This window comes from Stenotrophomonas maltophilia group sp. Smal12 (genome assembly GCF_037079935.1).
Taxonomy (GTDB): Bacteria; Pseudomonadota; Gammaproteobacteria; order Xanthomonadales; family Xanthomonadaceae; genus Stenotrophomonas; species Stenotrophomonas sepilia.
In genome coordinates this window covers 1-6,195 of the sequence record NZ_JBAWUK010000094.1, presented here as the reverse complement: position 1 = coordinate 6,195, position 6,195 = coordinate 1, and the positions used below count along the sequence as shown (strand labels likewise).

Annotated in this window: 8 protein-coding genes; 4 read left to right on the top strand and 4 right to left on the bottom strand. The window is 65.9% G+C overall.

The genetic code is table 11. From position 1 onward, the window contains the following. Positions 1-104: 104 nt before the first annotated feature. From WDC87_RS21555 to xth, 3 genes are all read right to left on the bottom strand, one after another. Positions 105-455 (bottom strand): hypothetical protein, encoded by a 351-nt coding sequence (locus WDC87_RS21555; protein ID WP_301655349.1) that lies wholly within the window; start codon positions 453-455, stop codon positions 105-107. Positions 456-613: 158 nt separating this feature from the next. Then, positions 614-739 carry a hypothetical protein gene (locus tag WDC87_RS21550; protein WP_255299118.1) on the bottom strand — a complete coding sequence of 42 codons (126 nt, stop codon included), beginning with the start codon at positions 737-739 and terminating at the stop codon, positions 614-616. 217 nt (positions 740-956) lie between these two features. Continuing rightward, positions 957-1,748 (bottom strand): exodeoxyribonuclease III, encoded by a 792-nt coding sequence (gene xth / locus WDC87_RS21545; protein WP_252745014.1) that lies wholly within the window; start codon positions 1,746-1,748, stop codon positions 957-959. A gap of 160 nt (positions 1,749-1,908) precedes the next feature. On the opposite strand from xth, the gene WDC87_RS21540 reads away from it, so the two are divergent. Beyond that, positions 1,909-3,495 (top strand): alpha-amylase family glycosyl hydrolase, encoded by a 1,587-nt coding sequence (locus WDC87_RS21540; RefSeq protein WP_252745015.1) that lies wholly within the window; start codon positions 1,909-1,911, stop codon positions 3,493-3,495. Here the strand turns inward: WDC87_RS21540 and WDC87_RS21535 are convergent. Next, positions 3,465-4,451: a TIGR03885 family FMN-dependent LLM class oxidoreductase gene (locus tag WDC87_RS21535; protein ID WP_227836748.1), complete on the bottom strand. Its 987-nt coding sequence runs from the start codon at positions 4,449-4,451 to the stop codon at positions 3,465-3,467. The two genes, WDC87_RS21540 and WDC87_RS21535, sit on opposite strands and share 31 nt — an antisense overlap. A gap of 59 nt (positions 4,452-4,510) precedes the next feature. On the opposite strand from WDC87_RS21535, the gene WDC87_RS21530 reads away from it, so the two are divergent. The 3 genes from WDC87_RS21530 (at position 4,511) to WDC87_RS21520 (ending at position 6,110) form a co-directional block, all read left to right on the top strand. Continuing rightward, positions 4,511-4,894, top strand: a complete 384-nt coding sequence (locus WDC87_RS21530) for a sensory rhodopsin transducer (protein WP_072167125.1) — start codon at positions 4,511-4,513, stop codon at positions 4,892-4,894. 100 nt (positions 4,895-4,994) lie between these two features. After that, entirely contained in the window at positions 4,995-5,861 is an 867-nt protein-coding gene (locus WDC87_RS21525; protein ID WP_019659796.1) for a glucose 1-dehydrogenase, read from the top strand. A 6-nt stretch (positions 5,862-5,867) separates the two neighbouring features. Then, positions 5,868-6,110: a hypothetical protein gene (locus WDC87_RS21520; protein WP_301655350.1), complete on the top strand. Its 243-nt coding sequence runs from the start codon at positions 5,868-5,870 to the stop codon at positions 6,108-6,110. Positions 6,111-6,195 lie beyond the last annotated feature (85 nt).

Below are 6,195 nucleotides of genomic sequence, written 5' to 3'. Positions count from 1 at the left end.
CTACATCGAGATGTTCTACAACCCGATCCGCCGGCATGGTTCCGCTGGCGGCGTGTCACCGGTAGAGTTTGAAAGGCGCTACGCGCAGAGCGGCAACTGAGTGTCTACAGAACTCTGGCCGGTCCACATCCCTTTCCCAGCGACATTGCCAGCATGCGCGGATCGGAGCAGAACTTGAACATGGCACCCGCGGCCGCGATCTCTTCGCACGCTACCGCGATGGTCTCTTCGGCGTTCTCCGGGATGCTCGATATGTGGATCTTCCAGCCGTGGGAGCGGCTCTTCCATCCCGGCGGCCGGCAGTGTGTCCAGAACCCACGTGGCTGCAACTGCCAGTCGGCAGGGAGCAGGTTGCGAGCAACGGAAGAATATTCATCCGTCGGCCTATAGCGTTCGATGTTCTCGAAATGAACATCGTCTAACAACGTATACATCCGTGCCGTCGTGTCGACCACCAACAACCTCCCTGTCATCCCGGCCCAAGCTGGGTTGATCCGGAAACATCCGGCTGGCCAGGTACAAATGCGCCGCCAACGGGATGCCGGCGGCGCACGTTGGATCAGCTGCCCGGTGCCGTCAAAAAGCGCTCGCCGGCAACAGGACGCGGGATCGATCAGGCTTGATCCATGCCATCTTCGATGCCTGCATCCGAACTGATCAGAGACAGGCAGGCAGTGCAGGTTTCAGAGACATCGAGGCACTCGATTTCAAGGGTCTGCAGGGCAAGTACATTGTTCATTCGTCACTTCCTTATTTAATGGAGATGAACACTGCTGAATACGGTGCAGCAGATCAGTATTTTGCTCAATATAGCTGCACCGCGCGCCACTTATAATCTCAGCGGGTTTTCGATGTCAAATCGCATTATCAAATTCCGCTTTATCCATCACAGAATGGACCACCCTGCTTTGATTACTCCATTGCAGATGCCGGATGCGGGCCCTGCCGCGCGTTGATCACGCGCTTACCGTCACCCACGCCGGCGCGTGGTCGCTGGCCTTTTCCTGTAGGCGTACCCAGCGGTCGACGCCAGCGCCCTTCAGTCGCGACGCCAGTACGGGGTTCAACAGCAGATGATCGATGCGCAACCCACGGTCGCGCTCGGCATGCTGGCGGAAATAATCCCAGAAGGTATAGATCGTGGCGTCGCCGTGCACCTTCCGCACCGCATCGGTCCAGCCCTGCGCCAGCAGTCGTTCGAAGGCCTCGCGCACCTCCGGCTGGAACAGGGCATCGCGGCGCCAGGCCTTGGGGTCGTAGACGTCGGCTTCGGTGGGAATCACGTTGAAATCACCCAGCAGCAGCGCCGGATGCGGCAGCTCGACCAGGCTGCGCGCATGCCGGATCAGGCGCTCCATCCAGCGCAGCTTGTAGTCGAACCTGGGCCCGGGCTGCGGGTTGCCGTTGGGCAGGTAGAGGGCACCCACGATGACCCCGTGCGCAGCCGCCTCCAGGTAGCGGCTCTGGGTGTCCTTGGGCTCGCCCGGCAATCGGCGGCGGCTCTCGACAGGCGTGGTCCCTCGTGCCAGCAGCGCCACGCCGTTCCACCGCGCCTCGCCCTGCCAGAGCGCGCCGTAGCCCGCCTCTTCCAATACTGAAGCCGGAAACGCGGCGTCGGTCGCCTTCAGTTCCTGCAGGGCAACCACATCCGGCGATTCCCTGTGCAGCCAGTCCAACAGCTGCGGCAGGCGTGTGCCGATGCCGTTGACGTTGAACGTGGCAATGCGAAGCGCTTTACGTCGGGCCATGCAGGAAGCCTCCTCGGCGCCGGGAATGAGCATTCACTGTGCGCGCCCGCGCATGCAGAGTCCGTGGATGCCATGTCACGACAGGGTGCCATCCGTTTCACCAACCGCTGCCACGCGCGGCAGCAGGCTGGTCACCCGTGGCCAGTGACGGAGAAGCCCCATGGCGGTGCGCCCGCTGCGCGCGATCTACCAGGTCGACCCCTACCTGTTCCGCGACAGCAATGGGCGCGGCTGGGGCACCCTGGATGGCATCACCGAAAAGCTGGACTACCTGCAGTGGCTCGGTGTCAGCCACCTGTGGCTGCTGCCGTTCTACTGCAACGCCGGCCGTGACGGTGGCTACGATGTCACCGATCACTACCGCATCGATCCACGCCTGGGTGACGAGGCGGCGTTCCAGCGCCTGGTCGATGCTGCCGACGCACGCGGTATCGGCATCATCGTCGAGCTGGTCATGCAGCACTCTGCCAGCGCCCACCCGTGGTTCGTCGCCGCGCAGCGGGGCGACCCGGTATGGCGCAGCTGGTACCTGTGGAGCGACCACGTGCCCGACGACGGCCTGCAGCCGATGTTCCCGCCGATCGAGGCGTCTGCCTGGACATGGGACGCCGAGGCCGGCGCGTTCAACCGGCACATGTTCTACCGGCACGAGCCAGACCTGGAGCTGGCCCATGCGCCAGTACGCGACGAACTGCTGCGGCTGATGACGTTCTGGATGCAGCGCGGCGTGGCCGGCTTCCGCGTGGATGCGGTCCCGTACATGGTCGAGCGCGCCCGCCACGCGGACCCGCGCGACGACGGGCTGTGGCTGCTGGAGGAAATGCGCGCCACGGCAGACGCACAGCAGCCAGGGCTGCCGTTGATCGGCGAAGCGGATGTCCGCGCGTCCCGCTACGGTGACTTCCTGTGCCAGGGGCGGCGGCTTTCGCACCTGCTCGACTTCCACCTGAACAATCATTTCTTCCTGGCCCTGGCGCGCGGCGACGCCAGTGAAGTGGCCCGGGTCATGGCCGAATACGGACCGCAGGCGCCGCCGCACACGCGCATCGCCTGGCTGCGCAACAATGATGAGCTTGACCTGGAGCAGCTGCGGCCCGACGAACGCGAAGCGGTGATGGAGCGCTTCGCGCCCGAACCTGGCATGCGCATCTATGGCCGCGGCATCCGCCGCCGGCTGGCGCCCATGCTGGACGGCGACACCGCGTGGCAGGCCATGGCCTGGGCCGCACTGCTGTCGCTGGGTCAGGTGCCGGTGATCCGGTATGGCGAGGAAATCGGCCTCGGCGACTGCCTGGAACTGCCCGAGCGCAACGCCGTGCGGATGCCGATGCACTGGCACGACCGCCCAGGGGCGGGGTTTACCGATCAGCCACGGCATGCGTGGCGCGCGCCTCCGGCAGACGGCGCTTACGGTTACCGGACAGTGAATGTCGAGGCGCAACGCGCGACGCCCGGCTCGCTGCTGCGGCGTGTGCGCGAGCTGCTGCAGCAACGCAATGCCCATCCCGTGCTGCAGCAGGGGCCACACACGCTCGACCCACCTTCACCTGCGCTGCTGATGCTCCGCTACGGCGAGGCCCCCCACCAGGCGCTTGCACTGATCAACTTCGGCGACAACCCGGTTGAGGTAGAGGTGCCACTGCACGGCCCGCTGCGTATGCTGGTGGGCCACGGCACCACCATGCAGGATAACCGCTGCATCCTGCAGGGCCACGGCTACGCGTGGCTGGCCGCCGAGGGCGCCTGAGTGCGCAGCGCGGGCAGCACGTGTTCGGCGAAATCATCGATGAAGCGGTCCTGCTCGCGGTTCACGTTGTGCAGGTAGATGCGATCGAAGCCCAGTGACTGCAGTTCCTGCAGCCAGGCCCGGTGCTGGCCAAGATCCGCCGAGACATGCACGTGCTGGCGCAGCTCCTCGGCACTGACCGACCGGGCCTGTGCCTCGAACTGCTCGGGCTGGTCCAGGCCTTCGGCCAGTTCCGGTGGCAGCACATTGGCGCTCCACTGCTCCATCGCGCCTTCCAGTGCCGCCTGTTCGGCACGCGCGTAGGAGAGCTTGGCCTGCAGGTACATCGGCTTGCCCCTGCCACCGCCCTGTTCGAACGCCGCCACCACACGCCGCAACTGCGCCAGTGGCTGGCTGATGGTGATCAGGCCATCGGCCCAGCCCCCCATCCAGCGTGCGGTTTCCTCGGTGACGGCTGCACCCAGCAGCGGCAGGGGAAGGGCCGGTCGGCTGTACAGTCGCGCCTGGCGCACCTGGAAGCCACCGCTGTGGTCGACCCGCTCGCCTCCCCACAGCCGCCGCATCACCTCGGCCGCAGCGCGCAGTGCCTTCTGCCGCTCGCGCTTGGCTGGCCACGGCTGGCCGGTGATGCGCTCGTTCAGGGCCTCGCCGGTACCCAGCGCCAGCCAGATCCGGCCCGGCGCCAGCTGCTCCAGCGTCGCCGCTGCCTGTGCCACCAAGGCCGGGTGCTGGCGCAGCATCGGGCAGGTCACCATGCCCAGGGTCAACGCGCTCTGCACCGCCAGCGCGCCGGCCCACACCCAGCTGTGGCCCGACTGCCCTTGCGCAGCCGTCCACGGGTGGAAATGGTCCGAGCACATCAGGGCCTCGAATCCCGCCTGTTCGGCGCGCAGCGCCAGGCCCAGCAACGTGGCGGGCGGGAACTGCTCATGCGATGCGTGGTAGCCGATGGTCATCACGGATTCCGTGCGGAGACTGGACACGATGGCAACACCCCTCCAGCTAAAACGGCGTCATGGAAACGAACACTCCCTGCATCGGGCATCGACGCTGGGCTATCGCCGAGGGCTACATTCCAGCCTGGAGCAACGGCCCGTCACCGGAGATGCAGAGTCACGAAACCTGCTGTGTCCTCAATGCCGGCAGCGAGGACGCGCATGTCACGCTGACCCTCTACTTCGAGGACCGCGATCCGGTGGGTCCCTACCGGATTACAGTGCCGGCGCGGCGCACCTGCCATCTGCGCTTCAACGACCTGCAGGATCCGGCACCTGTGCCGCTCGGTACGGGCTTCGCCACCCTCGTCGAATCCGACCAGCCGATCATCGTGCAGCACACGCGGCTGGATTCACGGCAACCGGCCAACAGCATCATGACCACCATCGCGCATCCAGTGTGAAGCCGCGCGCGCAGGCGTCCACGCTGCAACGACACCGCGCCGTCCAGCCGTTTACCCGCTTGGAGGGAGACTGGCGCCGGTTTCCTTTCGGAGAGTGACGATGGCCCTGCCCGACTACCCACGCCCGCCGTTCCCGGCCCAGCAGCAATCCTTCCCCGGCAAGACTGCGCAGATGCAGCCCCGGCCGGACCACGGCGAGGACAGTTATCGCGGGCATGGCCTGCTGCAGGGCAAGAAGGCATTGATCACCGGCGGTGACAGCGGTATCGGCGCGGCGGTGGCGATCGCCTTCGCGCGCGAAGGCGCCGACGTTGCCATCGCATTCCTCGATGGCGAGCAGGACGACGCCCGCCATGTGCAGCAGCAGATCGAACAGGCCGGGCGCAAAGCCGTGCTGGTACCCTGCGACATCAGTGACCCGGCACAGGCGCGATCGCTCGTAGACCGCGTGGCCAGCGAACTGGACGGTCTCGATATCCTGGTCAACAACGCGGCCTACCAGCGCTACTACGAGCACTTCGACGACATCACCCTGGATGACTGGAAGCGGACGTTCGATACCAACGTGCATGCCGTGTTCAATCTGACCCGGCTGTGCGTCCCGCACCTGCGCGGTGGCGGTGCGATCATCAACACCGCATCGGTCAACTCCAAGCGGCCGACGCCGAACATCCTTCCCTATTCTGCAACCAAAGGTGCCGTCGCCAACCTGACGCTGGGGCTGGCCGGCCTGCTGGCCGAGCATCAGATCCGCGTCAATGCCGTGCTGCCCGGCCCGATCTGGACGCCGTTCATTCCCGCAGGCATGGCCGCCGAAGAGGTCGAACAGTTCGGCGCGCAGACGCCATTCGGCCGCCCCGGACAGCCGGCCGAGCTGGCCTCGGCCTATGTGATGCTGGCTTCGGACAGCGCCAGCTACACCTCCGGTGCGCTGCTGACCATCTCCGGCGGCGCCGCAACACTGTGACCCCTCATGGCCGGATTGCCCGCCTGGATCGAGGACTGGCTGACCGTGGTTGTGCCGGTGGCCGAGGTGCTCGCCATCCTCGGCGTCGCATGGGTGATGGTGCGTGCCCTGGCGTGGCTGCTGGTGCAGGCGCGGCAGCGCGGCAGGCTGGCATTAGAGCTTCATGTGGGCCTGCGCCGCGGCGGTGCCCTGCTGCTGTATCTGGCGGCTTGGACCGGCCAGCCTTTCGTAGACATCCGGTTGCCATAATTGATGGCAATGACCGAGGTGTTTATGGGCAACAGCAAGCAGTACACGGATGAGTTCCGGGCAGAGGCGGTGAAGCAGGTGATCG